This window comes from Pantoea sp. ICBG 985 (assembly GCF_002928365.1).
In the GTDB taxonomy this organism is placed as follows: domain Bacteria; phylum Pseudomonadota; class Gammaproteobacteria; order Enterobacterales; family Enterobacteriaceae; genus Pantoea; species Pantoea dispersa.
This window is the reverse complement of record NZ_POWM01000012.1, coordinates 1-24,181: the sequence shown is the minus strand read 5'-3', so window position 1 is coordinate 24,181 and position 24,181 is coordinate 1. Positions and strand designations below refer to the sequence as shown.

Genomic DNA, 24,181 nt, shown 5'->3' with positions numbered 1-24,181 from the left:
GCTCTCTCATGCTAAGGCCGGCAGTGTAGCATTTTCACGCCGCGCTGGCGCGACACAGCGCAACCGTATCTTCAATCAGCCGGCGCGCCACGGTGCCCGGCGGCGGCAACAGGGGCAGATCGTCGTAGCGATACCAGCCAGCATCCAGCAGCTCTTTACCATCGTGCTGCAGCTCGCCGCCATCGTACTCCGCCATGAACGCCATCATCAGCGAGTGCGGGAACGGCCACGGCTGCGAGGTCACGTAACGCACATTTTTTACCCGCACGTTGCTCTCTTCCATCACCTCGCGGGCCACCGCCTGCTCCAGCGTTTCGCCGACTTCGACAAACCCGGCCAGCACGGTGTAGATGCTGTTGCGATGGCGCGCATGGTTTGCCAGCAGGATCTCCTCACCGCGACGAATCGCCACAATGATGCAGGGGGCGATTTGCGGATAGTAGCGCTCGCGGCAGTGGCTGCACAGGCAGGCAAATTCGCGCTTGCTGTGCTGCATTTCATGGCCGCAATAGCCGCACCAGCGATGCGAACGGTAGAACTCAGCCAGCTGCACGCCGCGCCCGGCGAGCTGAAACAGACCGACATCTTCGTCAATCAGCTGGCGCACCGAGGCCATATTGTCCGGACGCGCTTCGCATACCAGCCAGACGTTTTCGCCCTGCCACTCGCCAATCACTTTGCCGCTGCTGCCGGTCAGGCCAAACTCGCCGGATAAGCCATGCGGCAACTCGCCTTGCGGCAACCAAAGTTTCTGCGCGGAGCTGACAATCCACCAGCCAGCGTCTACGCTTGAGATCTCACGTTGCATCTTAATCGTTGTCCTTAGCGTCAAATGGCACGCTGAAATCCTGATGTTAAGTGTGTAATAAACAACTATAACTCACCTGGAGCCCCGTATGCTTACCCAGTTAGATAACCTGACCGAGCGTGTAGGTGGCGGTAATGAATTAGTCGACTCATGGTTGCGCGCCCGTCGACAACTGCTCGTCACCTATTACGAGTTAATTGGCATGAAGCCGAACAAAGAAGCGCTGACCGCGCTGGATGAACAGGCGCTGGATGCGTTTTGCCATCGTCTGGTGGACTATCTCTCTACCGGCCACTTCAGCGTTTACGAGCGCATCATCAGCGAGATGTCCGGCGACAGCCCGATGATTGCGGCGGCGCAGATCTATCCGGCGCTGGAAGGCAATACTGAACGTCTGATGCAACTGTATGACAGCCATCTGCAGCAGGCCATTAATGACGACAACTGCGTGGATTTCCAGCAGGCGCTGTCAGAAGTGGGCGAAGCGCTGGAGTCACGCTTTACGCTGGAAGACAAACTGATTCAGCTCGCCTGGGATAACCAGCTGGCGCGCCCGCCGGTGGCCAATGACAGCACCATTGCTCGTCCGGCCTGAACCGCTGCAGTTGTAAAAGACTTGTTATTCAGGAAAAGCCCTTTTATGCTGAATGGGCTTTTTTATTGTCTTTTTAAACGACAATCCACAATCAAACTTTGCGATATAAGCGCAGCGTGCAGCAGTCAGTAAAGTCGCTTATCGCGTAAAACGTAAACTTGTCGGAGTGCCCTTAGGGGCTGAGACCGTTAATTCGGGATCCGCGGAACCTGATCAGGTTAGTACCTGCGAAGGGAACAAGAGTAGATGTGATCAGCACGGTGCAGTCAGGCGCCCGCACCGTTTCTGTTACTCCTTCCGGACTCCGGACAAGCAGCTTCCCCTTGTTTTCAGGAAACTTGCTATGTCTGATGCTAAAACCTCACGTCGTGAACAACGCGCGCAGGCGCAAAAATTTATCGATTCGCTCCAGGGAACCGCCTTCCCTAACTCAAAACGTATCTGGATCAGCGGCAGCCGCGCGGATATCCGCGTCCCGATGCGCGAAATTCAGCTCAGCCCGACGCACACCGGCGGCAGCAAAGATCATCCGCAATACGCAGAAAATGAACCGGTGCCGGTGTATGACACTGCCGGTGCCTATGGCGATCCCCACGCGACCATTAATGTGCATCAGGGTCTGGCAAAATTACGCGCCGGCTGGATCGCCGAACGCAACGACAGCGAAACCATCAGCGCACTCAGCTCAAGCTACAGTCAGCAGCGGCTGGCAGATGACGGGCTGGATCATCTGCGTTTTGAACACCTGCCGCTGCCGCGCCGGGCCAAAGCGGGTCGCCGCGTCACGCAGTTGCACTATGCGCGTCAGGGCATCATCACGCCGGAGATGGAGTTCATCGCGCTGCGCGAAAACATGGGCCGTGAGCGTATCCGCAGTGCAACGCTGTTGCAGCAGCACGCCGGCCACGGCTTTGGCGCGCAGCTGCCGGAGAATATCAGCGCCGAATTCGTGCGCGCCGAAGTGGCCAGCGGCCGCGCCATCATTCCTGCCAACATCAATCACCCCGAATCAGAGCCGATGATTATCGGCCGCAATTTTCTGGTAAAGGTTAACGCCAACATCGGCAACTCGGCGGTAAGTTCGTCGATTGAAGAGGAAGTGGAAAAACTGGTGTGGGCCACGCGCTGGGGGGCAGATACCGTGATGGATCTGTCGACCGGCCGCTATATCCATGAAACGCGCGAGTGGATTTTGCGCAACAGTCCGGTGCCGATCGGCACGGTGCCAATCTATCAGGCGCTGGAAAAGGTCAACGGTATTGCAGAGGATCTTAACTGGGACATTTTCCGCGATACCCTGCTGGAACAGGCTGAGCAGGGCGTTGATTACTTCACCATTCACGCGGGCGTGCTGCTGCGCTATGTGCCGATGACCGCACAACGGCTGACCGGCATCGTGTCGCGCGGCGGCTCCATCATGGCGAAGTGGTGCCTGTCACATCATCAGGAAAACTTCCTCTACCAGCATTTCCGCGAAATCTGTGAAATCTGCGCCGCCTATGATGTCGCGCTGTCGCTCGGTGATGGTTTACGTCCCGGCTCGATTCAGGACGCCAACGACGAAGCCCAGTTTGCCGAACTGCGTACCTTAGGCGAGCTGACGCAAATCGCCTGGCAATATGATGTGCAGGTCATGATTGAAGGCCCCGGTCACGTGCCGATGCAGATGATCCGCCGCAATATGACCGAGCAGCTGGAACACTGCCATGAAGCGCCGTTTTATACGCTGGGCCCGCTGACGACCGATATCGCGCCGGGCTACGATCATTTCACCTCCGGGATTGGCGCCGCCATGATCGGCTGGTTTGGCTGCGCGATGCTGTGCTACGTCACGCCGAAAGAGCACCTTGGCCTGCCGAATAAAGAGGATGTTAAGCAGGGGCTGATTACCTACAAGATCGCGGCGCACGCAGCCGATCTGGCTAAAGGCCATCCCGGCGCGCAGATCCGCGACAACGCCATGTCGAAAGCTCGCTTCGAGTTCCGCTGGGAAGATCAGTTTAATCTGGCGCTCGATCCGCATACCGCGCGGGCCTATCACGACGAAACCCTGCCGCAGGAATCCGGCAAAGTGGCCCACTTCTGTTCCATGTGCGGCCCCAAATTCTGTTCAATGAAAATCACCCAGGAAGTGCGCGAATTTGCCGCCCGCCAGCAGGCTGAAGCCCAGCCGATAGCGCTGGGCATGGCGCAAATGTCCGATGCCTTCCGTAGCCGTGGCGGCGAGCTGTATCACGCCGCCGATGCCCTGAAAGAGGAAAAATGATGACTGAAGCCTTCCCTGCCACCGCGCCAAAACTGGGGCTCTATCCGGTTGTCGACAGCGTGTTGTGGATTGAACGCCTGCTGGCAGCCGGCGTGCGCACCCTGCAGTTGCGCATTAAAGATGGCGAGGATCGCCAGATTGAAGCCGCAGTACGCGATGCCATCGCCCTGGGCAAACAGTACGGTGCGCGGCTGTTTATCAACGATTACTGGCGCTTAGCGATTAAGTACAACGCTTATGGTGTGCATCTTGGTCAGGAGGATCTGGATGTGGCCGACCTGGACGCTATCCGCCACGCCGGCTTACGCCTGGGTCTGTCGACACACGATGACGCCGAGCTGGATCGCGCGCTGGCGCTGCGTCCGTCCTATATTGCGCTCGGCCACATCTTTCCGACACAAACCAAAGAGATGCCCTCTGCGCCACAGGGCATAGCCGAGCTGAAGCGCCATCTGGCGCGGCTGCAGCATATCCCCACCGTGGCGATTGGCGGCATTTCGCTGGCACGCGTGCCGGAGGTACTGGCGACCGGTGTCGGCAGCATTGCCGTGGTCAGCGCGATTACCCAGGCGGAAGACTGGCAGGCGGCCACCCGCCAGCTGCTGGCGCTGGTAGAATCCCCAGAGCATGTCGCAAAAGCGTTGTAACTGACTGCAACGGCGCTAAAAATCCGCGAATACGGCGCGCAAACGGCAGCAGTCAGGGCTGGCGCGACCGGGGACAATCGCTAAAGTGAGCCTGCCCGCTGTCGCTTGCAGCGGGCCAGGGCTGGCTTCCCCGACTCTCTGTCCGGCCCTGCCTTTCCACCGTTATTCTGTCAGGGAGGTGATATGGCGCGTTTCCGCACTGCAGGCCTGCATGGCACGCTCCACAGCTGCGCCGAGGCTGGCAATCGCCTGCTCGGTTTGCTCATTCATTGGCAGACCATAATTGAGGCGCAGACAGTTGCGATATTTACCCGCCGCCGAAAACAGCGAACCGACCGCCACCTGGATTTTCAGCTCCCGCAACTCCGCATTCAGCCGCACCGCATCAAAGGCTTCCGGCAGTTCAATCCACATCAGGAAACTGCCCTGCGGCCGCGAAACGCAAATACCGCAGGGAAAATAGTGGCGCACCCAGCAGCTGAACGTCTCATAGTTACGCTGATACACCTGGCGCATGCGGCGCAAATGCGGCAGGTAATGGCCCTGACGAATAAACTCCGCGACCGCATACTGCGGCTGCGTTGCCGTCGAACCGGTGCCAATATATTTCATGTGCAGTACGCGATCGCGATAGCGTCCCGGCGCGACCCAGCCCACACGCAAGCCGGGTGCCAGGGTTTTGGAAAACGAACTGCACAGCAGCACGCGGCCATCCATATCCAGCGATTTGATGGTGATCGGACGCGGATACTCCCACGCCAGCTCGCCGTAAACATCATCTTCAATGATCGCCGCGTCAAAGCGCTGCGCCAGCGTCAGCAGCGCGCGCTTACGCGTTTCCGGCATGATAAATCCGAGCGGATTATTGCAGTTGGGTACCACCACTACCGCTTTGATTGGCCACTGCTCAAACGCCAGCTCCAGCGCCTCAAGACTGATCCCGCTGACCGCATCGGTAGGGATTTCAATGGCGCGGATGCCCAGACCGCGCAGCGTCTGCATGGTGCCGTGAAACGCCGGCGACTCGACGGCAATGATATCGCCTGGCTCGCACACGGCGCGAATCGACACCGACAGCGCTTCATGGCAACCGGTGGTGATGACAATTTCTTCCGCCGTTAGCTGACAGCCGCTGTCAATTGTCAGCCGCGCAATTTGCTCGCGCAGCGCTGCCACGCCGAGCAGGCTGTCATAGTTGAGCTGATCAATATCCTGCTTCTGCGCCATGCGGCCCATGATTTTCCACAGCGGCTTGAGTGTCGGCTGGGTCAGGTCCGGCATGCCGCTGCCCAGCTGCAGCACGTCGCCATTAATGCGGCTGCTCAGCAGCTCCAGTACCGATTCCCACTGGGTGATCTCAACCGGACGCTGTACGGGGCGGGTCATCGCAGGAACCGGCGGCGTGGCTTTACGGGTGGCGACAAAATAGCCGGAACGCGGCTGCGGCACGATAAGCTGCTTCTCTTCCAGCAGATGATAAGCCTGCTGCACGGTGCTGATGCTGACGCCGTGCTCAATGCTGAGCGTACGCACCGAGGGCAAGCGTTCGCCGCTGCGATACAGCCCCTGCTCAATACGGTCTGAAAGCAGACAGGCCAGATGTTGATAGCGCGTCATTGTGTGCCTCGCTGCGTTAACGGTAATAAAAAACAGTACAGATGACGCCTATTTCTACCATTCAGATCGGTACGGGCGCAATCTGTATGTTAAAGATAAGAGATTTTTGAATCTGTATTGCATTCGCCATCAGAGGGAAAATGTCGTTCAGACATCATACTGAGGGCTGGGATTATGGAATTCGATCAGAACCGGGCGGCAAAACCGTTCAGCGTGACCTTACTCGACATCTTTCGTGGCGGCGTGCGCGCAATCAAACGCTGGCAGGCCAGACGGGAAACGCGGGAGATTCTTTCGCACCTGAGTGATGCGCAGCTGCGTGACATCGGGCTGACGCGTCAGGATATCAATCAGAAATAACGCGGATTTCAGACGAAAAAAAACCCTGCCGAGGCAGGGTTTTTTCATGGTCAGCAGAGCAGACGATTATTCGTCGTCGCTACCGCCCAGACCGGCGTTCAGCAGCTCAGCGAGGCTGGCAGAGGCTTCATCCGCAGTCACCTGCGGTGCAACCGGTGCTTCACCTGCCTGACGGCGACGCATACGATCCTGGTGGTAAGCATAACCGGTACCGGCCGGGATCAGACGACCCACGATAACGTTCTCTTTCAGGCCGCGCAGTTCGTCGCGCTTGCCTGCTACCGCTGCTTCGGTCAGGACACGGGTGGTCTCCTGGAACGATGCCGCAGAGATGAACGATTCGGTTGCCAGCGAGGCTTTGGTGATACCCAGCAGGTCACGCATGTACGTCGCGCCGATTTTGCCGTTCGCTTCCAGATCGCGGTTGGAGATCTTGATACGAGAGACTTCCGCCTGCTCGCCTTCCAGGAACTCCGAGCTACCCGCGTTCATGATGGTTGCTTTACGCAGCATCTGACGCACGATGACCTCGATGTGTTTATCGTTAATCTTAACGCCCTGCAGGCGGTAAACTTCCTGCACTTCGTTAGTGATGTAACGGGTCACAGCATGGACGCCACGCAGACGCAGGATGTCGTGCGGAGACTCTGGGCCGTCGGATACGACGTCACCACGTTCTACACGCTCACCTTCGAATACGTTGAGCTGACGCCATTTCGGAATCATCTCTTCATACGGATCGCTACCGTCAACCGGGGTGATCACCAGACGACGCTTGCCTTTGGTCTCTTTACCGAAGGAGATGATACCGCTGATCTCCGCCAGGATAGCTGGCTCTTTCGGACGACGCGCTTCGAACAGGTCGGCAACGCGTGGCAGACCACCGGTGATGTCCTTGGTACCGCCAGATTCCTGCGGAACACGCGCCAGGGTATCACCCGAGCTGATCTTCACGCCATCTTCCAGCTGCACAATCGCTTTACCTGGCAGGAAGTACTGTGCCGGCATGTCGGTGCCCGGGATCAGTACGTCGTTGCCGTTGGCATCAACGATTTTCAGTGCCGGACGCAGGTCTTTACCGCCCGCAGTACGCTCTGCAGAATCCAGTACCACCAGCGATGACAGACCGGTGAGGTCGTCAGTCTGACGGGTAATGGTCTGACCGTCGATCATGTCGGTGAAGCGGATGAAACCGCCCACTTCGGTGATAACCGGCATGGTGTGTGGATCCCAGTTTGCAACGGTTTCGCCCGCGGCAACCTGCTCGCCATCACCTTTCGCCATGACCGCACCGTAAGGCACTTTATAGCTCTCTTTGGTACGACCGAACTCGTCGATCATCTTCAGCTCAACGTTACGCGAGACGATAACCAGTTTCCCGGAGGAGTTGGTTACTGACTTGGCGTTGGTCAGCTTGATAGTACCTTTGTTCTTCACCTGAATGCTGGATTCAGCTGCCGCACGCGATGCCGCACCACCGATGTGGAAGGTACGCATGGTCAGCTGGGTACCCGGCTCACCGATGGACTGTGCTGCGATAACGCCGATGGCCTCACCTTTGTTGATGATGTGACCACGTGCCAGATCGCGACCGTAGCAGTGTGCACACACACCGAAGTCGGTTTCACAGCTCACCACGGAACGCACTTTAATTGCGTCCACGGAGTTCAGTTCAACCACGTCACACCAGTGCTCATCGATCAGGGTGTTACGCGGGATCAGGATGTCCGCAGTGCCCGGCTTCAGCACGTCTTCTGCCGTCACACGACCCAGTACACGCTCACGCAGCGGCTCTTTAACGTCGCCACCTTCGATGACCGGAGTCATCATGATGCCTTCGAATGTGCCACAGTCGTCTTCGGTGACCACCAGGTCCTGCGCCACGTCAACCAGACGACGGGTCAGGTAACCGGAGTTCGCCGTTTTCAGTGCGGTATCGGCCAGACCTTTACGCGCACCGTGGGTCGAGATGAAGTACTGGAGTACGTTCAGACCTTCACGGAAGTTCGCGGTGATCGGCGTCTCGATGATGGAGCCATCTGGCTTCGCCATCAGACCACGCATACCTGCCAGCTGACGAATCTGTGCCGCAGAACCACGCGCACCGGAGTCGGCCATCATGTAGATGCTGTTGAACGAAACCTGCTGCTCTTCTTCGCCGTGACGGTTGATCACGGTTTCGGTCTGCAGGTTATCCATCATCGCTTTGGATACGCGTTCGTTAGCCGCAGCCCAGATATCGATGACTTTGTTGTAACGTTCGCCCGCGGTAACCAGACCAGACTGGAACTGCTCCTGAATCTCGGCCACTTCCGCTTCAGCTTCTGCAATGATTTCTGCTTTCTTGGCAGGAATCACCATGTCGTCGATACCGACTGAGGCACCTGAACGGGCTGCATAGGCAAAGCCGGTGTACATGGTCTGGTCAGCAAAGATAACGGTCGGCTTCAGGCCCAGGATGCGGTAACAGGTGTTCAGCATCTTAGAGATCGCTTTCTTACCCAGCGCCTGGTTGACGATGGAGTAAGGCAGACCTTTCGGTACGATCATCCACAGGATCGCACGACCAATGGTGGTGTCGATCAGGCTGGTTTTCGCAACGAGTTCTTCCTGCTCATTTTTGCTGTATTCAGTGATACGCACTTTAACGCGTGCATGCAGCTCGGCCTGGCCAGCGCGGTAAACACGCTCAGCTTCTTTCGGGCCGGTCAGTACCATGCCTTCGCCTTTGGCGTTCACTTTGTCACGGGTCATGTAGTACAGACCCAGAACAACGTCCTGTGAAGGAACGATGATTGGCTCGCCGTTCGCTGGAGACAGAATGTTGTTGGTAGACATCATCAGCGCACGCGCTTCCAGCTGGGCTTCCAGCGTCAGCGGTACGTGAACAGCCATCTGGTCACCATCGAAGTCGGCGTTATACGCCGCACACACCAGCGGGTGCAGCTGGATCGCTTTACCTTCGATCAGTACCGGTTCAAACGCCTGGATACCCAGACGGTGCAGGGTTGGTGCACGGTTCAGCAGTACCGGGTGTTCGCGAATCACTTCATCCAGGATATCCCAGACGACCGCTTCTTCGCGCTCAACCATTTTCTTGGCCGCTTTAATGGTGGTCGCGAGGCCACGCAGTTCCAGCTTGCCGTAGATGAACGGTTTGAACAGCTCCAGTGCCATTTTCTTCGGCAGACCGCACTGATGCAGACGCAGGTATGGACCTACGGTGATAACCGAACGACCGGAGTAGTCAACACGTTTACCCAGCAGGTTCTGACGGAAACGACCCTGCTTACCTTTGATCATGTCGGCCAAAGATTTCAGAGGACGTTTGTTAGAGCCGGTGATGGCACGACCGCGACGGCCGTTATCCAGCAGGGCATCTACCGCTTCCTGCAGCATACGTTTTTCGTTACGTACGATGATATCTGGCGCAGCCAGATCCAGCAGACGCTTCAGACGGTTGTTACGGTTGATCACGCGACGATACAGATCGTTCAGATCCGACGTAGCGAAACGACCGCCGTCCAGCGGTACCAGCGGACGCAGATCTGGCGGCAGCACCGGCAGAACGGTCAGGATCATCCACTCTGGCTTGTTGCCAGACTGCACGAACGCTTCCAGCAGCTTGATACGCTTGGTCAGCTTTTTACGTTTGGTCTCAGAGTTGGTTTCGTTCAGCTCTTCACGCAGCTGCTCGCACTCCTGCTCCAGATCCATATTTTTCAGCAGCGCCTGGATAGCTTCCGCACCCATCTTCGCGTCGAATTCGTCACCGAACTCTTCCAGCGCGTCAAGGTACTGCTCTTCGGTCAGAATCTGACGTTTTTCCAGGTTGGTCATGCCGCCTTCGACCACTACATAAGATTCGAAGTACAGTACGCGCTCGATATCACGCAGCGGCATATCCAGCAGCAAACCGATGCGGGACGGCAGTGATTTCAGGAACCAGATGTGCGCGGTCGGCGAAGCCAGCTCGATGTGGCCCATACGCTCACGACGCACTTTGGTCTGCGTGACTTCAACGCCACACTTCTCACAGATCACGCCACGGTGTTTCAGACGCTTGTACTTACCGCACAGGCATTCGTAATCTTTTACCGGTCCGAAAATACGGGCACAGAAAAGACCGTCACGCTCCGGCTTGAAGGTACGGTAGTTAATGGTTTCCGGCTTTTTAACTTCACCGAAAGACCAGGAACGGATCATGTCTGGCGAGGCCAGCGCAATTTTGATCGCATCAAACTCTTCGGTTTTAGTTTGCGCTTTCAGAAACTTAAGTAAGTCTTTCACGGATTAGCTCCCGTCGGAGTGGAACTCTCAGGGACGCGCCAGGCGCGTCCCATAACCAGTACTTGCGAGTGCTTACTCGTCTTCCAGCTCGATGTTGATACCCAGCGAGCGAATCTCTTTCAACAGTACGTTGAAGGATTCCGGCATGCCCGGTTCCATCTGATGGTTGCCGTCAACGATGTTTTTATACATCTTGGTACGGCCGTTGACGTCATCAGACTTAACGGTAAGCATTTCCTGCAGGGTATACGCGGCACCGTATGCTTCCAGTGCCCACACTTCCATCTCACCGAAGCGCTGACCACCGAACTGCGCCTTACCACCCAGCGGCTGCTGCGTAACCAGGCTGTAAGAGCCGGTAGAACGGGCGTGCATCTTGTCGTCGACCAGGTGGTTCAGTTTCAGCATGTACATGTAACCTACGGTTACCTGACGCTCAAACTGCTCACCGGTACGGCCGTCGAACAGGGTGATCTGACCGGAAGAAGGCAGACCGCCGAGCTGCAGCAGCTCTTTGATTTCGCTCTCTTTCGCACCGTCGAACACTGGCGTCGCGATTGGCATACCTTTTTTCAGGTTCTCTGCCAGACGCAGCACTTCGTCGTCCGAGAAGGTGTTCAGGTCAACTTTCTGACGCACATCGGTGCCCAGATCGTAAGCACGCTGGATAAACTCACGCAGTTTGGCGACTTCTTCCTGCTTCTTCAGCATCGCATTGATCTTCTCACCAATGCCTTTCGCCGCCATACCCAGGTGGGTTTCCAGAATCTGACCGATGTTCATACGCGATGGTACGCCCAGCGGGTTCAGTACGATGTCGACCGGCGTACCGTTCTCATCGTATGGCATGTCTTCGATTGGGTTGATCTTCGAGATAACACCTTTGTTACCGTGACGCCCCGCCATTTTGTCACCAGGCTGAATCTGACGCTTAACGGCCAGATACACCTTGACGATTTTCAGCACGCCCGGTGCCAGATCGTCGCCCTGGGTGATCTTGCGACGCTTCGCTTCGAGTTTCTTCTCAAACTCGTGCTTCAGCTCGTCATACTGCTCAGCCAGCTGCTCCAGCGCGTTCTGCTTCTCTTCGTCGGTCAGACCGAGTTCCAGCCAGCGCTCACGTGGCAGCTTGTCCAGTTTCTCCGCTTCCACGCCACCTGAAATCAGGACGGCCTGGATACGGCTGAACAGGCCCGCTTCGAGGATCTGCAGTTCTTCAGACAGGTCTTTTTTCGCCTGCTTCAGCTGCATCTCTTCGATTTCCAGCGCGCGCTTGTCTTTTTCCACGCCATCGCGGGTGAAGACCTGTACGTCGATAACCGTACCGGAAACGCCGTTTGGCACGCGCAGTGACGAGTCTTTCACGTCAGAGGCTTTTTCACCGAAGATCGCACGCAGCAGTTTCTCTTCTGGCGTCAGCTGGGTTTCACCTTTCGGCGTCACCTTGCCTACCAGAATGTCGCCACCGGTCACTTCCGCACCGATATACACGATGCCGGATTCATCCAGTTTGGAGAGCGCAGCTTCACCCACGTTCGGGATGTCAGCGGTGATCTCTTCCGGCCCCAGTTTGGTGTCACGCGACACGCAAGCCAGTTCCTGAATGTGGATGGTGGTGAAACGGTCTTCCTGTACAACACGCTCAGAAACGAGGATGGAGTCTTCGAAGTTGTAACCGTTCCATGGCATGAACGCCACACGCATGTTCTGACCCAGCGCCAGCTCACCGAGGTCGGTAGACGGGCCGTCAGCCAGCACGTCGCCACGTTCGATAGGTTCACCCAGAGAAACACACGGCATCTGGTTGATGCAGGTGTTCTGGTTAGAACGGGTGTACTTGGTCAGGTTGTAGATGTCGATACCTGCTTCGCCCGGATACATCTCGTCTTCGTTAACTTTGATAACGATACGTGACGCATCGACGTACTGCACGGTACCACCACGTTTCGCGACAGCAGTTACACCGGAGTCGACTGCAACAGCACGTTCCATACCGGTACCAACCAGCGGCTTGTCAGCACGCAGGGTAGGTACAGCCTGACGTTGCATGTTCGCACCCATCAGGGCGCGGTTAGCATCATCGTGCTCCAGGAACGGGATCAGTGACGCACCGACAGAAACCACCTGCTGGGTGGAAACGTCCATGTAGTCAACCTGATCGCGGCTGAACAGGCTCGATTCACCTTTGCTACGGCACGTGACGAGATCGTCAACAAAGCTGCCGTCATCGGCGAGGTTGGTATTCGCCTGAGCGATAACGTAGTTACCCTCTTCGATAGCAGAGAGGTAATGAATTTCATCACTCACTTTACCGTCAACCACGCGGCGGTACGGCGTTTCGAGGAAGCCGTATTCGTTAGTCTGCGCGTAAACAGAGAGTGAGTTGATCAGACCGATGTTCGGACCTTCCGGGGTTTCGATTGGACATACGCGACCGTAGTGAGTCGGGTGTACGTCACGCACTTCGAAGCCGGCGCGTTCACGGGTCAGACCGCCTGGGCCCAGAGCAGAGATACGACGTTTGTGCGTAATCTCAGACAGCGGGTTGTTCTGGTCCATAAACTGGGACAGCTGGCTGGAACCAAAGAACTCTTTCACCGCGGCCGAAATTGGCTTGGCGTTGATCATGTCCTGTGGCATCAGCGTGTCGAGGTCGCCCAGAGACAGACGCTCTTTCACAGCGCGCTCTACACGCACCAGGCCAACGCGGAACTGGTTTTCCGCCATTTCGCCGACCGAACGGATACGACGGTTGCCGAGGTGGTCGATATCATCCACTTCGCCAATACCGTTACGGATACCGATGAGCTTCTTCATCACTTCGATGATGTCGTCTTTGCTCAGGATACCGGAACCTTCGATCTCGTCACGCAGCAGAGAACGGTTGAACTTCATGCGGCCAACGGCCGACAGATCGTAACGATCTTCAGAGAAGAACAGGTTCTCGAACAGGTTTTCTGCGGCTTCACGCGTTGGCGGCTCGCCAGGACGCATCATGCGGTAAATCTCAACCAGCGCGCTCAGGCGGTCGTTGGTTGGGTCAACGCGCAGCGTCTCAGAAATGTACGGGCCGTGATCCAGGTCGTTGGTGAACAGGGTTTCGATGCGCTTGTGACCGGACTGGCTCAGTTTCGCCAGCAGATCCAGTGACAGCTCCATGTTCGCCGGCACGATCAGCTCACCGGTGTTCAGATCGATGTAATCTTTCGCGACCACTTTGCCCGCGATGTACTCGACCGGCACTTCGATGTGCTGAATGTTGTCTTTTTCCAGCTGACGGATGTGGCGCGCAGTGATGCGACGACCTTTCTCAACGTAGACCGTGCCGTTGGCTTCGATATCGAAGGAGGCGGTTTCACCACGCAGGCGCTCAGGCACCAGTTCCATCTGCAGCTTGTTGTCGCGGATTTCAAACACCACTTTTTCGAAGAACAGATCAAGAATCTGCTCAGTGGTGTAATCCAGCGCGCGCAGGATGATACTGGCCGGCAGCTTACGACGACGGTCAATACGGACGAACAGGTTGTCTTTCGGGTCAAACTCAAAGTCGAGCCATGAACCGCGGTAAGGGATAATACGTGCGTTATACAGCACTTTACCGGAAGAGTGCGTTTTACCCTTATCGCTGTCAAAGAATACGCCAGGACTACGATGCAGCTGAGAAACGATAACACGCTCAGTACCGTTGATGACAAAGGTACCGTTGTCGGTCATGAGCGGAATTTCGCCCATGTACACTTCTTGTTCTTTGATGTCTTTGACGGTGCCTTCCGGCGCTTCGCGCTCGTAGATCACCAGACGCAGTTTAACGCGCAGCGGTGCGGAATACGTCACGCCACGGATCTGACATTCTGTCACGTCAAACACCGGCTCACCCAGACGGTAGCTGACATACTGCAACTCAGAGTTGCCGCTGTAGCTCGCGATTGGGAACACGGAACGGAAGGCTGCTTCCAGACCGTACTGGCCTTCTGGATCTTGCTCGATAAACTTCTGGAACGAGTCAAGCTGGATAGAAAGGAGATAAGGCACATCCAGTACTTGTGGACGTTTACCAAAATCCTTACGAATACGTTTTTTCTCGGTATAGGAGTAAACCATAGGGTTCCTCAGCTAGCTGACAAGTCGACCCACGCTGTCCGTCCTGAAGGGACAGTTCATGCAACACTATTTTGTTTTTCATGCGATGCGCGGCACCCCATGCAATACATCTTTCTATCACTCTTAAATCATTTCATCGCCGTTGCGCAGGCAGGGAACCCTCACAGGAAAGCGGTATATTAAGTCGTCGATAGAAAAAGATATTGAAGAGGAACAATGGACAAACAGTGCGAAACGCCATCATTCCCCTGTAGCGCAAAAAGGCTGGTGACCAAAAAGTCACCAGCCATCAGTCTGTTTACGCAGACTGCAACCCGAGGGTTGTCTTACTTAACTTCAACTTCAGCGCCAGCTTCTTTCAGAGCAGCTTCAAGTGCAGCTGCGTCGTCTTTGCTGATGCCTTCTTTGATTGCAGCTGGAGCAGCTTCAACCAGGTCTTTAGCTTCTTTCAGGCCCAGACCAGTTGCGCCACGAACGGCTTTGATTACAGCAACTTTGTTCGCGCCAGCAGCTTTCAGGATAACGTCGAATTCAGTTTTCTCTTCAACAGCTTCAGCCGGGCCAGCAGCAACAGCTACAGCAGCAGCAGCAGAAACGCCGAATTTTTCTTCCATAGCAGAAACCAGCTCAACTACTTCCATTACGGACATAGCTGCAACGGCTTCCAGGATTTGATCTTTAGTGATAGACATGACAATTGTTCCTAAGAATCAGTAAAAGTTTATACGTTAGCAAGTACGAAGAAAAAGAATCTGGCCTTAAGCCGCTTCTTTCGCGTCGCGAACAGCAGCCAGAGTGCGGACCAGCTTGCCAGCAGCAGCTTCTTTCATGGTCGACATCAGACGTGCCAGTGCTTCTTCGTAAGTCGGCAGCGTTGCCAGACGGTCAATTTGTGCCGCCGGGATCAGCTCACCTTCAAAGGCTGCAGCTTTGACCTCAAAGTTTGCATTCGCTTTCGCGAACTCTTTGAACAGACGAGCAGCAGCGCCCGGGTGTTCCATAGAGTATGCAATCAGGGTCGGACCAACAAACGTGTCTTTCAGGCACTCGAATGGAGTACCTTCAACGACGCGGCGCAGCAGGGTGTTACGAACAACACGCATGTAGACGCCAGCTTCACGACCTGCTTTACGCAGTTCAGTCATTTTATCAACGGTAACGCCACGGGAATCCGCAACAACCGCTGAAAGCGCGCCTTTGGCTACTTCGCTAACTTCAGCAACAATTGCTTGTTTGCCTTGAAGATTTAATGCCATTAGCTTTGCTCCTGGATTTGACCGGGAAAATTTCCCGGAACTCACTTCACTTACACACCCGAAGGCCGTAAGCGCGTTACACGGTGAGCAGAATCCAGTGAAGAAAAAATTCTTTTTGGTTCTGTCACCGTCTACGCAGGATATTAAGCATCACTTCCGAAGAGGTTCTGCTCCTGCGGTCTTGGACGGAGGCCAGGATCAGGCCTGGCTCCAACCTTAGTCGCTGAATGACAAGGTGTTTAGACCTGTGCACTCCGCGACTATGAATTTGGGTTCTGAATTGACGGATCAACCAGAACAACGGGCGTAAGATTCTAGATGAATTTTTCGCCCGTTACAAGCAGCAATTAGTTTGCTGCTGCGTTCAGACCAGCCTGGTCAACGGCAACGCCGGCACCCATGGTGGTAGAAATGCTGACTTTCTTGATGTACACGCCTTTCGCCTGAGCAGGTTTAGCTTTTTTCAGCGCAACCAGCAGAGATTCCAGGTTTTCTTTCAGTTTGTCAGCATCGAAGTCCACTTTACCGATGGTGGTGTGGATGATGCCGTTTTTGTCGTTACGGTAACGAACCTGACCCGCTTTAGCGTTTTTCACAGCTTCAGCAACGTTAGGAGTTACGGTACCAACTTTCGGGTTTGGCATCAGACCACGTGGGCCCAGAACCTGGCCCAGCTGGCCAACAACGCGCATTGCATCCGGAGAAGCAATAACAACGTCAAAGTTCATTTCGCCTTTCTTGATCTGATCAGCCAGGTCTTCCATACCTACCAGCTCAGCGCCAGCTGCTTTAGCAGCTTCAGCGTTTGCGCCCTGGGTAAAGACGGCAACACGTACTGAACGACCAGTACCGTGTGGCAGAACGGTCGCGCCGCGTACGTTCTGGTCAGATTTACGTGCATCGATGCCGAGGTTAACAGCAACGTCCACGCTCTCTACGAATTTAGCGGTAGCCAGTTCTTTCAGCAGAGCAACAGCTTCGTTGATGTCATACTGTTTAGTCGCATCAACTTTGTCACGGATCACGCGCATGCGCTTGGTCAGCTTAGCCATTTCTTAGTCCTCCACTACCAGGCCCATGGAACGAGCAGTACCTTCGATAGAGCGAGTCATCGCTTCTACGTCAGCACCAGTCATGTCCGCAGCTTTGGTTTCTGCGATTTCACGTACCTGAGCACGAGTTACTTTACCGACTTTATCTTTGTTCGGCTTACCAGAACCAGACTTGATGCCTGCTGCTTTTTTCAGCAGAACGGCAGCCGGAGGCGTTTTGGTAACGAAGGTGAAAGAACGGTCGCTGTATACGGTGATAACTACTGGAGTCGGCAGACCCTTTTCCAGTGATTCTGTTTTGGCGTTGAACGCTTTACAGAATTCCATGATGTTAACACCCTGCTGACCCAGAGCCGGACCAACTGGTGGGCTCGGGTTAGCCATACCAGCTGCAACCTGCAGCTTGACGTAGGCTTGTACTTTCTTGGCCATGATATTTCCTCTATTGGGTATAGCGCCTGGCGAACAGGCTCCCCGTGATAACGATTTACACGCTGTTGCCAGCGCATAAAAACAAAAGGCGCGAAATTATAGGTAAATTTCGCGCCTTCCGCAAGAGCTAAAAAGTGAACAAAAGGCTTAGCCTTTCTCCACCTGAGCAAAGTCGAGTTCTACCGGCGTTGCACGGCCGAAGATAGAAACAGAAACCTTCAGGCGGCTCTTCTCGTAATCCACTTCTTCGACCACACCGTTGAAGTCGGCAAACGGGCCGTCGTTGACACGCACCATCTCGCCTGGCTCGAACAGCGTTTTCGGACGCGGCTTGTCACCCACCTGCTGCAGGCGGTTCATGATCGCATCCACTTCTTTATCACTGATCGGTGCCGGACGGTCAGAGGTACCACCAATGAAGCCCATTACACGCGGTACACTGCGCACTAAGTGCCAGCTGGCGTCATTCATCACCATCTGGACCAGTACGTAACCAGGGAAGAATTTGCGTTCGCTTTTGCGACGCTGGCCGCCACGGATTTCCACGACTTCTTCAGTCGGCACCATGACTTCGCCAAACAGTTCTTCCATGTTGTGCAGTTTGATATGCTCTTGCAGCGACTTGGCTACGCGGGCTTCAAAACCGGAAAACGCCTGAACGACGTACCAGCGTTTTTTTGGAGCTTCAGACATCTCAGAACCTCAGGCCAGTGATAAACGATACCAGACGGACCAGAATACCATCCAGCCCCCACAAAATCAGTGACATCACGGCAGTGACCGCGGCAACGATTAACGTGGTGTGCAATGTTTCCTGGCGAGTTGGCCAGATGACCTTACGCATTTCGGTTCTTGCTTCACGTGCAAAAGCCACGGTTGCTTTACCTTTGGTAGTCAGCAACGCAATGCCGCCCGCCGCAGCGATCAACACCACGACAGCCAGCGCGCGTAAAGGCAGTGTCACATCGCGATACAGGTAGTTACCGACGATTGCTACCAGCAGCAATGCGATCACAACTACCCACTTTACCGCTTCCAGGCCGCGCCCGCTCCCTTGAGCTTCGGTATTCGCACTCATAAACCAACCTGCCACAATAATTCAGAAACTATTCTGCCCCGCAGAGCGAGGCATCCAAACCGAATGCGCTTTTGGGCATAACTCGGTATCCAGCGCCGTAATACAGAGCCTGTCTCAGCAATGATTATGATCGAAAATCACTGATGAGCCAGGTTCTGGTTAACAGCGTACAAAAAGGGCATCAAATGATGCCCTTTCCGTGTGCATTGCGTCAAATATTATCGCTATTACGCGATAACTTTAGCAACAACGCCCGCGCCAACGGTACGGCCGCCTTCGCGGATTGCGAAGCGCAGACCTTCGTCCATTGCGATTGGATGGATCAGGGTAACAACCATTTTGATGTTGTCGCCTGGCATTACCATCTCAACGCCTTCTGGCAGCTCTACTGAACCGGTTACGTCAGTGGTACGGAAGTAGAACTGTGGACGGTAGCCTTTGAAGAACGGAGTATGACGGCCGCCTTCGTCTTTAGACAGAACGTAAACTTCTGACTCGAACTGGGTGTGTGGCTTGATGGTACCTGGCTTAGCCAGAACCTGACCACGCTGGATCTCTTCACGCTTGATACCGCGCAGCAGAACACCACAGTTCTCGCCTGCCTGACCCTGGTCCAGCAGTTTGCGGAACATTTCAACACCGGTACAGGTAGACTTGGCAGTCGCTTTGATACCTACGATTTCTACTTCGTCGCCCACTTTCACGATGCCGCGCTCAACACGACCGGTAACAACGGTACCACGGCCAGAGATTGAGAATACGTCTTCGATTGGCAGCAGGAACGGCAGGTCGATAGCACGGACTGGATCCGGGATGTAGTTATCCAGGTGCGTAGCCAGCTCAACGATTTTCGCTTCCCACTCAGCGTCGCCTTCCAGCGCTTTCAGCGCAGAACCGCGTACGATTGGGGTATCGTCGCCAGGGAAGTCGTAAGCAGACAGCAGGTCACGCACTTCCATCTCAACCAGTTCCAGCAGCTCTTCGTCATCAACCATGTCGCACTTGTTCAGGAACACGATGATGTAAGGAACGCCAACCTGACGACCCAGCAGGATGTGCTCACGGGTCTGAGGCATTGGGCCATCAGTCGCCGCAACAACCAGGATCGCGCCGTCCATCTGCGCAGCACCGGTGATCATGTTTTTCACATAGTCGGCGTGGCCTGGGCAGTCAACGTGTGCGTAGTGACGGGTCGGGGTTTCATATTCAACGTGAGAGGTGTTGATGGTGATACCACGAGCCTTCTCTTCTGGCGCGTTATCGATCTGATCGAATGCACGCGCCTGGCCGCCGTAGGTTTTAGCCAGAACGGTGGTGATTGCCGCAGTCAGAGTGGTTTTACCGTGGTCGACGTGACCGATGGTGCCCACGTTTACGTGCAGTTTGTTACGTTGAAATTGCTCTTTAGCCATCGCTTGTCCCTCTAAGACACGGATATATCAAAGATATCGTCACATTAACCAGGCAAAACCTGATGTTAGTTTTACAGAGAGAGAATCAGGAGAGAGATAAAGGAAGTGGTGCTGATACCCAGAGTCGAACTGGGGACCTCACCCTTACCAAGGGTGCGCTCTACCAACTGAGCCATATCAGCACATCTGGAGCGGGCAGCGGGAATCGAACCCGCATCATCAGCTTGGAAGGCTGAGGTAATAGCCATTATACGATGCCCGCATCCTGGAACTCGGCTACCTGTTCTTTCTGTAGCTTATGAATAATAAAAGAAGACCTTCTATTATTCGAGCCAGTCAGAGTTTCCGACTGACGGTGATCACGCTACTGCGCAATCTGAATTCGAAGGTGAGAGAGTTGAACTCACCCATCAGATAAGCCTTTATCTGACGCTCAACCGAGAGGTTGAGATGGTGGTGGGAGAAGGATTCGAACCTTCGAAGTCTGTGACGGCAGATTTACAGTCTGCTCCCTTTGGCCGCTCGGGAATCCCACCTACTTGATGGTGCCGGCTACCGGAATCGAACTGGTGACCTACTGATTACAAGTCAGTTGCTCTACCAACTGAGCTAAGCCGGCATCAAGTGACGCGCATTCTAGGAAGACCGGGTTCAGGATGCAACAAAAAAATTGCTAAATTTGCACTACCGCTTACTATTTGTGCAAAACCTCGCAAAACGCCCCGCCAGCGCAGCAAAAAGCAGCAAACATGGTGTGTTTTTCCGCCAGCCCACAGCCTGATTATTCTTTGATACTGCGTTAGCCTCATACTGTGATCATAAAAATGCGGGCCTGCTTACGAAAGCGTGCTCAGGTTTATCATTTTACTTCTTTTTAAAGTCACACTGGTGTTACCCTCCTGCCCATTGTTCTCGTTAAATTACCCCTGTGACGTACAACTGAGTTCGACACATCGCTGTATGCCTGTTGCTGCAAGGTGTTGATGAGCCAGAATTTGCGGTCAGATGCATGCTTATGAGTAAAAAAACGACGCCACTGACGACGCCCTACCTGCAGTTTGATCGCCAGCAATGGGCTGCGCTGAGAGATTCTGTACCGATGACGCTGGCCGCCAGTGAAATTGAACGGCTGCGCGGTATCAATGAAGATCTTTCGCTGGAAGAAGTTGCCGAGATCTATCTGCCGCTATCACGTCTGCTGAACTTCTATATCAGTTCAAATCTGCGCCGTCAGGCGGTGCTGGAGCAGTTCCTTGGCACCAATGGCCAGAAGATCCCTTACATTATCAGTATTGCCGGCAGTGTCGCCGTCGGTAAAAGCACCACCGCCCGCGTGCTACAGGCGCTGCTTAGCCGCTGGCCCGAACACCGTAAGGTGGAACTCATCACCACCGATGGCTTTTTGCACCCTAATGCGGTGCTGAAAGAGCGCGGCCTGATGAAAAAGAAAGGCTTCCCGCAGTCGTATGATATGCATCGACTGGTGAAGTTCGTATCGGATTTGAAATCGGGCGCCAGTCAGGTCACCGCACCGGTGTATTCACACCTGATTTACGATGTCATCCCGGATGGCGATAAGGTGGTGCAGCAGCCGGACATCCTGATTCTGGAAGGGCTGAACGTCCTGCAGAGCGGTATGGATTATCCGCACGATCCGCATCATGTATTTGTCTCAGATTTCGTCGACTTTTCAATATATGTTGATGCGCCAGAAAATTTATTAGAGCGCTGGTACGTTAATCGCTTTCTTAAATTCCGCGAAGGTGCCTTCAGCGATCCGGACTCTTATTTCCACCACTATTCTCAGCTGCCTGAAGAGGAAGCAGAGAGTATTGCACGTGGGTTATGGAAAGAGATTAACTGGCTGAATTTAAAAGAAAACATCTTACCTACACGTGAGCGGGCCAGCCTGATCATGACCAAGTCTGCGGATCATGCCGTGCAAAGCGTGCGGTTACGGAAATAGTATTAAAAACGCCCTGCTTTATCAGGGCGCTTAATGCATTACTGTTTACTGTGTTAATTAGCGGGACGTAATGAGATTTCCCCACCGACCCAGGATTTAATCTCACCATCCTGTTCCAGCAATAAACCGCCCTGCTTATCAATTCCGCGCGCAATGCCATGCACTTCACGATCGCCAATCAGCAGTTTCACCGGACGATGGATAAAGTTATCCAGCGCTTCCCAGCGGCCGACAAACGGCGCCAGCCCATCGCGTTCAAACAGCGGTAAAGCTTCACGCAGACGGTTTATCAACCTGGCGGCGAGTTCGTTACGATTGATCTCAATGCCGGCTTCCTGCAGATTGATCCAACCCTGATTGATTTCCGCCGTGCCTTCGCCCCGCATCACCAGGTTGATCCCCGCGCCCATCACAATTTGCGCCGCATCGCCGGTTTTACCGGTGAGCTCAACCAGAATACCCGCCAGTTTACGATCCTGCAGATAGAGGTCATTTGGCCACTTAACGCGGACGTCTGCCGCGCCCAGCGACTGGATAACCTCTGCCATCACGATACCAATCACCAGACTCAGGCCCATTGCCGCAGCTGGCCCCTGCTCCAGTCGCCAGTACATGGACATGTAGAGATTGGCGCCAAACGGCGAGAACCATTTCCGTCCGCGCCGGCCGCGCCCGGCCTGTTGATATTCCGCGATGCATGCATAGCCGGAGTTCAGCTGGTCCATGCGATCGAGTAAATACTGATTCGTGGAGTCAATAACCGGAATCACCGCCAGATCTGCCTGATGCAGATGCGCCAGGATCGCCTCTTCATTCAGCAGCTGAATGGGCGCTGGCAGGCTGTAGCCTTTCCCTGTCACGGTGTAGACATCCAGGCCCCAGCTTTTCAGCGTCTGAATATGTTTATTCACGGCAGCGCGGCTCATACCGAGCGCTTCACCCAGTTGTTCACCAGAGTGAAATTCGCCATCGGCCAGCAGGGCGACCAGTTTTAATGGAACGCTATGATCTTTCATGAAATCACCTCGACGGCGTTACGCTCGCCCTGCGCGCCAATGAAACGTACTTCTGGCTCCAGCCACACGGCAAATTTTTTCCCCACCTCCTGACGCACATGATGTGCCAGGGCGACAATATCCTGCGGTGTGGCATTGTCTTCATTGATCAGTACCAGTGCCTGCTGACGATGCACCGCAGCGCCGCCAAAACGGTAGCCTTTCAACGCACACTGATCGATCAGCCAGCCCGCGGCCAGCTTGACCTCACCACTGTGCTGTGGATAGTGCGGCATAGCAGGATAGTGCGTGAGCAATACCTCTGCCTGCTGAGCGGAAATCAGGGGGTTTTTAAAGAAACTGCCTACATTGCCTGTTACGCGCGGATCGGGCAGCTTACTTTGCCGCATATGGCACACCGCATTGAATACGTCCCACGCGCATACGGTGGCGGGATTGAGCTTCGCCAGATCGCCATAGCTCAGCACCGGTTTCCACTGCTTCGCCAGACGCAGCCCGACGGCCACAATCACATAGTCATGCTTCATCGCGTGTTTGAAGATGCTGTCGCGATAGCCAAACTGGCACTCATCACGGTGCAGACGCGTGACTGTGCTATCCGGCAGGTGTAACACCTCGACGTACTGGCAAATATCTTTAAATTCAACACCGTAAGCGCCAATATTCTGGATGGGTGCCGATCCCGTCACGCCTGGAATCAGCGCCAGATTTTCCAGCCCGGTGAGGCCTTTCTTTAGAGTGTGCTCAACCAACTGATGCCAGTTTTCGCCAGCACCAACGTGCAGATGCCAGGCTTCGTCGTGCTCTTCCAGGGTGATGCCTTTAATCGCGTTTATCACCACGCAGCCGGCAAAATCTTCGAGGAACAGGACGTTACTGCCCTCGCCAAGCACCATAAACGGCTGATTATTTTGCTGGCTGGCGTGCCAGGCAGAGGAAATGGCTTCTGCGCTATCCGCAACAACAAGCTTTTCAGCCGCGATTGCAAGACCCAGTGTGTTGAACGCTTTCAGGGAAGTCTGAGGGCTGGACATGTTACGGCCTTTACTGATTAATCTGGCCGTAGTTTACCCGATTGCACGGTTTTACAGTGGGGAGTTTTCGCGTTTTTAGCGGGAAATTTGCCGGAGTACGGACGTAAAAAAGCCCCGGACGAGAGTCCGGGGCTTTTTTACTGGTTTGATGCCTGGCAGTTCCCTACTCTCGCATGGGGAGGCCCCACACTACCATCGGCGCTACGGCGTTTCACTTCTGAGTTCGGCATGGGGTCAGGTGGGACCACCGC

18 protein-coding genes, 4 tRNA genes, 1 rRNA gene and 1 riboswitch are annotated in these 24,181 nt (G+C 54.8%); of the genes, 5 read left to right on the top strand and 18 right to left on the bottom strand.

The annotated features are described in order from the left end of the window. Positions 1–34: 34 nt before the first annotated feature. Positions 35–808, bottom strand: coding sequence for an NAD(+) diphosphatase (nudC, locus tag C1Y42_RS22645; protein WP_104094431.1), 774 nt, complete (start codon positions 806–808; stop codon positions 35–37). 88 nt (positions 809–896) lie between these two features. Here nudC and C1Y42_RS22640 point away from each other — a divergent pair, with 88 nt between their 5' ends. The 3 genes from C1Y42_RS22640 (at position 897) to thiE (ending at position 4,316) form a co-directional block, all read left to right on the top strand. Continuing rightward, on the top strand, positions 897–1,403 hold the full coding sequence (locus C1Y42_RS22640) for an Rsd/AlgQ family anti-sigma factor (protein ID WP_021508199.1): 507 nt from the start codon (positions 897–899) through the stop codon (positions 1,401–1,403). A gap of 152 nt (positions 1,404–1,555) precedes the next feature. Next, positions 1,556–1,656, top strand: a riboswitch (TPP riboswitch). Between the two features lie 90 nt (positions 1,657–1,746). Next, positions 1,747–3,669 carry a phosphomethylpyrimidine synthase ThiC gene (gene thiC / locus C1Y42_RS22635; RefSeq protein WP_021508200.1) on the top strand — a complete coding sequence of 641 codons (1,923 nt, stop codon included), beginning with the start codon at positions 1,747–1,749 and terminating at the stop codon, positions 3,667–3,669. Further along, positions 3,669–4,316, top strand: coding sequence for a thiamine phosphate synthase (gene thiE, locus C1Y42_RS22630; RefSeq protein WP_104094430.1), 648 nt, complete (start codon positions 3,669–3,671; stop codon positions 4,314–4,316). Before thiC ends, thiE begins: the two co-directional genes overlap by 1 nt. Before the next feature lie 162 nt (positions 4,317–4,478). On the opposite strand, the gene C1Y42_RS22625 is transcribed toward thiE, so the two are convergent. Further along, positions 4,479–5,933: a PLP-dependent aminotransferase family protein gene (locus C1Y42_RS22625; protein ID WP_021508202.1), complete on the bottom strand. Its 1,455-nt coding sequence runs from the start codon at positions 5,931–5,933 to the stop codon at positions 4,479–4,481. A gap of 174 nt (positions 5,934–6,107) precedes the next feature. On the opposite strand from C1Y42_RS22625, the gene C1Y42_RS22620 reads away from it, so the two are divergent. Then, on the top strand, positions 6,108–6,293 hold the full coding sequence (locus tag C1Y42_RS22620) for a DUF1127 domain-containing protein (protein WP_058769981.1): 186 nt from the start codon (positions 6,108–6,110) through the stop codon (positions 6,291–6,293). Positions 6,294–6,359: 66 nt separating this feature from the next. On the opposite strand, the gene rpoC is transcribed toward C1Y42_RS22620, so the two are convergent. The 13 genes from rpoC to C1Y42_RS22555 form a co-directional block, all read right to left on the bottom strand. Continuing rightward, on the bottom strand, positions 6,360–10,583 hold the full coding sequence (gene rpoC / locus C1Y42_RS22615; RefSeq protein WP_021508204.1) for a DNA-directed RNA polymerase subunit beta': 4,224 nt from the start codon (positions 10,581–10,583) through the stop codon (positions 6,360–6,362). A gap of 72 nt (positions 10,584–10,655) precedes the next feature. Next, positions 10,656–14,684, bottom strand: coding sequence for a DNA-directed RNA polymerase subunit beta (gene rpoB / locus C1Y42_RS22610; protein WP_021508205.1), 4,029 nt, complete (start codon positions 14,682–14,684; stop codon positions 10,656–10,658). A 326-nt stretch (positions 14,685–15,010) separates the two neighbouring features. Next, positions 15,011–15,376 (bottom strand): 50S ribosomal protein L7/L12, encoded by a 366-nt coding sequence (gene rplL, locus C1Y42_RS22605; RefSeq protein ID WP_021508206.1) that lies wholly within the window; start codon positions 15,374–15,376, stop codon positions 15,011–15,013. 66 nt (positions 15,377–15,442) lie between these two features. Then, complete coding sequence (gene rplJ, locus C1Y42_RS22600; RefSeq protein WP_021508207.1) at positions 15,443–15,940, bottom strand: 50S ribosomal protein L10; 498 nt, start codon at positions 15,938–15,940, stop codon at positions 15,443–15,445. A 347-nt stretch (positions 15,941–16,287) separates the two neighbouring features. Continuing rightward, positions 16,288–16,992 (bottom strand): 50S ribosomal protein L1, encoded by a 705-nt coding sequence (gene rplA, locus C1Y42_RS22595; RefSeq protein ID WP_021508208.1) that lies wholly within the window; start codon positions 16,990–16,992, stop codon positions 16,288–16,290. Positions 16,993–16,995: 3 nt separating this feature from the next. After that, positions 16,996–17,424, bottom strand: coding sequence for a 50S ribosomal protein L11 (rplK, locus tag C1Y42_RS22590; protein WP_013507401.1), 429 nt, complete (start codon positions 17,422–17,424; stop codon positions 16,996–16,998). 147 nt (positions 17,425–17,571) lie between these two features. Then, positions 17,572–18,117 (bottom strand): transcription termination/antitermination protein NusG, encoded by a 546-nt coding sequence (nusG, locus tag C1Y42_RS22585; protein ID WP_010616908.1) that lies wholly within the window; start codon positions 18,115–18,117, stop codon positions 17,572–17,574. 1 nt (position 18,118) lies between these two features. Next, positions 18,119–18,502, bottom strand: a complete 384-nt coding sequence (gene secE / locus C1Y42_RS22580; protein ID WP_021508209.1) for a preprotein translocase subunit SecE — start codon at positions 18,500–18,502, stop codon at positions 18,119–18,121. Positions 18,503–18,729: 227 nt separating this feature from the next. Next, positions 18,730–19,914 carry an elongation factor Tu gene (gene tuf, locus C1Y42_RS22575; RefSeq protein WP_104094429.1) on the bottom strand — a complete coding sequence of 395 codons (1,185 nt, stop codon included), beginning with the start codon at positions 19,912–19,914 and terminating at the stop codon, positions 18,730–18,732. A gap of 106 nt (positions 19,915–20,020) precedes the next feature. After that, a tRNA-Thr gene (locus tag C1Y42_RS22570) sits at positions 20,021–20,096 on the bottom strand. A gap of 5 nt (positions 20,097–20,101) precedes the next feature. Then, positions 20,102–20,176 (bottom strand) — tRNA-Gly (locus C1Y42_RS22565). 189 nt (positions 20,177–20,365) lie between these two features. After that, a tRNA-Tyr gene (locus C1Y42_RS22560) sits at positions 20,366–20,450 on the bottom strand. A 7-nt stretch (positions 20,451–20,457) separates the two neighbouring features. Beyond that, positions 20,458–20,533, bottom strand: a tRNA-Thr gene (locus tag C1Y42_RS22555). Between the two features lie 396 nt (positions 20,534–20,929). On the opposite strand from C1Y42_RS22555, the gene coaA reads away from it, so the two are divergent. Beyond that, the gene (gene coaA, locus C1Y42_RS22550) at positions 20,930–21,880 is read left to right on the top strand and encodes a type I pantothenate kinase (protein ID WP_058759911.1); all 951 of its coding nucleotides are present in this window, start codon (positions 20,930–20,932) and stop codon (positions 21,878–21,880) included. A 53-nt stretch (positions 21,881–21,933) separates the two neighbouring features. Here coaA and birA read toward each other — a convergent pair whose 3' ends face one another. The 3 genes from birA to rrf all read right to left on the bottom strand — a co-directional run. Then, the gene (birA, locus tag C1Y42_RS22545; protein WP_058759910.1) at positions 21,934–22,896 is read right to left on the bottom strand and encodes a bifunctional biotin--[acetyl-CoA-carboxylase] ligase/biotin operon repressor BirA; all 963 of its coding nucleotides are present in this window, start codon (positions 22,894–22,896) and stop codon (positions 21,934–21,936) included. Next, entirely contained in the window at positions 22,893–23,930 is a 1,038-nt protein-coding gene (murB, locus tag C1Y42_RS22540) for a UDP-N-acetylmuramate dehydrogenase (protein WP_059012006.1), read from the bottom strand. The genes birA and murB overlap by 4 nt, the downstream gene beginning before the upstream one ends. A gap of 150 nt (positions 23,931–24,080) precedes the next feature. Further along, positions 24,081–24,181 (bottom strand): 5S ribosomal RNA (rrf, locus tag C1Y42_RS22535); the annotation flags it as partial.

Bases quoted from the DNA above. Each gene is read 5' to 3' on its own strand.
- tuf (WP_104094429.1), bottom strand. From the start codon at position 19,914: ATGGCTAAAGAGCAATTTCAACGTAACAAACTGCACGTAAACGTGGGC.
- rplK (WP_013507401.1), bottom strand. From the start codon at position 17,424: ATGGCCAAGAAAGTACAAGCCTACGTCAAGCTGCAGGTTGCAGCTGGT.
- rplJ (WP_021508207.1), bottom strand. From the start codon at position 15,940: ATGGCATTAAATCTTCAAGGCAAACAAGCAATTGTTGCTGAAGTTAGC.
- C1Y42_RS22625 (WP_021508202.1), bottom strand. From the start codon at position 5,933: ATGACGCGCTATCAACATCTGGCCTGTCTGCTTTCAGACCGTATTGAG.
- murB (WP_059012006.1), bottom strand. From the start codon at position 23,930: ATGTCCAGCCCTCAGACTTCCCTGAAAGCGTTCAACACACTGGGTCTT.
- rpoB (WP_021508205.1), bottom strand. From the start codon at position 14,684: ATGGTTTACTCCTATACCGAGAAAAAACGTATTCGTAAGGATTTTGGT.
- rplA (WP_021508208.1), bottom strand. From the start codon at position 16,992: ATGGCTAAGCTGACCAAGCGCATGCGCGTGATCCGTGACAAAGTTGAT.
- C1Y42_RS22640 (WP_021508199.1), top strand. From the start codon at position 897: ATGCTTACCCAGTTAGATAACCTGACCGAGCGTGTAGGTGGCGGTAAT.
- rplL (WP_021508206.1), bottom strand. From the start codon at position 15,376: ATGTCTATCACTAAAGATCAAATCCTGGAAGCCGTTGCAGCTATGTCC.
- nusG (WP_010616908.1), bottom strand. From the start codon at position 18,117: ATGTCTGAAGCTCCAAAAAAACGCTGGTACGTCGTTCAGGCGTTTTCC.
- nudC (WP_104094431.1), bottom strand. From the start codon at position 808: ATGCAACGTGAGATCTCAAGCGTAGACGCTGGCTGGTGGATTGTCAGC.
- thiC (WP_021508200.1), top strand. From the start codon at position 1,747: ATGTCTGATGCTAAAACCTCACGTCGTGAACAACGCGCGCAGGCGCAA.
- coaA (WP_058759911.1), top strand. From the start codon at position 20,930: ATGAGTAAAAAAACGACGCCACTGACGACGCCCTACCTGCAGTTTGAT.
- thiE (WP_104094430.1), top strand. From the start codon at position 3,669: ATGACTGAAGCCTTCCCTGCCACCGCGCCAAAACTGGGGCTCTATCCG.
- birA (WP_058759910.1), bottom strand. From the start codon at position 22,896: ATGAAAGATCATAGCGTTCCATTAAAACTGGTCGCCCTGCTGGCCGAT.
- secE (WP_021508209.1), bottom strand. From the start codon at position 18,502: ATGAGTGCGAATACCGAAGCTCAAGGGAGCGGGCGCGGCCTGGAAGCG.
- C1Y42_RS22620 (WP_058769981.1), top strand. From the start codon at position 6,108: ATGGAATTCGATCAGAACCGGGCGGCAAAACCGTTCAGCGTGACCTTA.